Origin of the sequence: Actinoplanes sp. NPDC026623 (assembly GCF_040638275.1) — a bacterium.
GTDB lineage: Bacteria > Actinomycetota > Actinomycetes > Mycobacteriales > Micromonosporaceae > Actinoplanes.
Map to the genome: position 1 here is coordinate 1 of NZ_JBEZXZ010000383.1, position 3,161 is coordinate 3,161.

1 protein-coding gene is annotated in these 3,161 nt (G+C 77.3%); it reads right to left on the reverse strand.

All coding sequences use genetic code 11. From position 1 onward, the window contains the following. On the reverse strand, positions 1-3,096 hold a 3,096-nt coding region (locus AB0F10_RS44955; RefSeq protein ID WP_360640648.1), incomplete at its 3' end, for an SDR family NAD(P)-dependent oxidoreductase. Positions 3,097-3,161: the final 65 nt, after the last annotated feature.

Genomic DNA, 3,161 nt, shown 5'->3' on the forward strand with positions numbered 1-3,161 from the left:
GGGCGCCGGGCGGACCAGGGCGCGCAGCAGGTGCGGGATCGGGCCGGCCGCGCGGACGGCGGCGAGGTCGAGCGGGATCGGCGCGAGGACCGGGCGGCCGGCGGTCAGCGCCAGGTCGAACAGCTCCAGGCCGGTCGCGGTGTCCACCGGCAGGGTGCCGGAGCGGGCGATTCGCCTGCGGTCGGCGTCGGTGAGGTGGACGGTCATCCCGCTCTGCTGCGCCCACAGACCCCAGGCCAGGGCCACGGCGGGCAGGCCCTGCGCGGCGCGCTGCCGGGCCAGGCCGTTGAGGAACGCGTTCGCGGCGGCGTAGCCGGCCTGGCCGGCGCCGCCGAACAGGCTCGCGTCCGAGGAGAACAGGACGAACGCGGCGAGCGGCCGGTCGCGGGTCAGCTCGTGCAGGTGCAGCGCCGCGTCCACCTTGGGCCGCAGCACGTTCGCGAGCCGTTCGGGGGTGAGCGAGCCGAGCACGCCGTCGTCGAGGACGCCTGCGGCGTGCACCACGGCGGTGAGCGGGTGCCCGGCCGGGATCGCGTCGAGCAGCGCGCGCAGGGCGTCGCGGTCGGCGGCGTCGCAGGCCGCGATCCGCACGTCGGCGCCGTGCCCGGCGAGTTCGGCGGCGAGCGCGGCAGCACCGGGGGCGTCGGCGCCGCGGCGGCTGGTGAGCAGCAGGTGGCGTACGCCATGGGTGGTGACCAGGTGGCGGGCGACCAGCGCGGCGAGCCCGCCGGTGCCGCCGGTGATCAGCACGGTGCCGTCCGGGTCGATCGGCGCGGAGACGCCGCCGCCGGGCGTCGCGGGGACCCGCACCAGGCGGCGGCCGTGCGGCACGCCGTCATGCAGCGCGACCTCGGGCTCGCCGGTGGCCACCGCCAGCGCCACGGCCTGCTCGACCGGCAGGCTGTCGTCGGCGTCGACGAGCAGCAGCCGGTCCGGGTTCTCGGCCTGCGCGGAGCGGACCAGGCCGCGCACCGCGGCGGCGGCCGGGTGGTCCGCGGCGGCCCGGGTGACCACGGCCAGCCGGTCGTCGCCGGCCAGCAGGGTCTGCAGCTCGAGCAGGGCGTCGCGGACCGCGGCGTGCACGTCGCCGGCGGCGCTGCCGTGCCCGCCGAGCTCGACGATCCGCCAGCCGGCCGGCGAGGCGGGCGCGCTCGCCGGCAGCGGCGTCCAGTCCGGCTCGAACATCGCGTCGTGCAGCACACCGGCGTCGGCGAGCGCCGCGGCCGCGACCGGGCGGGAGAGCAGCGCGTCGACCGAGGCCAGCACGGCGCCGCCGCCGTCGTACAGGGTCAGGGCGACCGTGTCCGGGCCGGCCGGGTTCATCCGGACGTACGCCCGGGTGGCGCCGGCCGCCCGCAGGGAGACGCCGGACCAGGCGAACGGGACGCGCACCTCGTCACTCGCGTCGCCGAGCAGGCTGGACGCGTGCAGCGCGGCGTCGAGCAGGGCCGGGTGCAGGCCGTATCCGTCGGCGCCGCCGGTGGGCAGCGCGACCTCGGCGAGCACCTCGTCGCCGCGTCGCCAGGCGGCCCGCAGGCCCTGGAACGCCGGCCCGTAGCCGTATCCGGCGGCGGCGAGATGGTCGTAGAAGCCGTCCAGGTCGATCGGCTGGGCGCCGTCCAGCGACCACGGCCCGGCGTCGGCGGGGCTGTCCGCGGCGACCACCCCGGCCGCGTGGCAGCGCCACTCGCCGGCCGCCGACGAGTAGATCTCGACCGGCCGGGTTCCGTGTGGGTCCGGCCCGCCGACGACGACCCGGATCGGCACGCCGGCGCGTTCGCCGAGGATCAGCGGCTCCTGCAGGGTCAGCTCGGTCAGCCGCCCGCAGCCCAGCTCGTCCCCGGCCCGGATCGCCAGCTCGACGAAGGCGGTGCCGGGCAGCAGGATCCGGCCGTGCACGGCATGGTCGGCCAGCCACGGCTGGTCCGCCACCGACAGCCGGCCGGTGAGCACGACGCCGCCGGGTTCGGGCAGCGCGACGGCGGCGCCGAGCAGCGGGTGCCCGGTCGCGGTCAGGCCGAGGCCGGCCGGGTCGGTCCCGGCGCCGCGCCCGTCGAGCCAGAACCGCCGGCGCTGGAACGGGTAGCCGGGCAGCTCGACGCCGTCGGCGCTCGCGCCCGGGTACATCGCGTCCCAGTCCGGTTCGGCGCCACGGACGTACGCGGCGCCGACCGCGGCCAGCAGGGTGGCCGGCTCGGGGCGGCCGGAGCGCATTGCGGGCACGAAGACGATCCCGGCCGACGGGTCGACGCACCGCTGGCCCATCCCGCTGAGCACGCCGTCCGGGCCGATCTCGACGAACGTGCGGACGCCCTGCGCGGCCAGCTCGGTGACCGCGTCGGCGAAGCGCACGGTCTCCCGCACGTGCCGGACCCAGTAGTCGGGCGAGCAGATCTCGGCGGCGCTGATCTCCGTGCCGGTCACCGCGGAGACGATCGGAATCGTCGGCGCCGAGAACGACAGCACCCGGACCAGCCAGCGGAAGTCGGCAAGCATCGGCTCGGTCCGGGCGGAGTGGAACGCGTGGCTGACGACGAGCCGCTTGGCGCGCCGCTTGCGCCGCTTCCAGCGGGTGACCAGCGCGTCGACCGACCGGGCCGCGCCGGACACCACGACGGCGTCGGGCGCGTTGACCGCGGCGATGTCCAGGTGGGCGTCGAGCAGCGGCCGGATCTCGTCCTCGCCGCCCTCGATCGCGGCCATCGCGCCGCCGGCCGGCAGCTCCTGCATAAGCCGGCCGCGCACCGCGACCAGGGCGGCCGCGTCGGTCAGCGACAGCACGCCGGCGACGTGCGCGGCGGCGATCTCGCCGACCGAGTGACCGGCCAGGAAGTCCGGGCGGATCCCCCAGGACTCGATCAGCCGGTACAGCGCGACCTCGACGGCGAACAGCCCGGCCTGGGTCCACATCGTCTGGTCGAGCTCGTCGCCGCCCGCGAACACGACGTCGCGGACCGAGCCGGGCAGGTGCAGGTCGAGCGCGGCGCAGGCGTCGTCGAACGCGGCGGCGAAGACCGGGTACGCCGCGTGCAGCTCGCGGCCCATCCCGGCGCGCTGCGCGCCCTGCGAGGACGGCGCGAACGCCTCGGAGATCATGCGGTTGCTCGGGCATGCGTCGTTGACGACGTCGCAGGGTTACATCGAGGTGACGGCGGCGCACC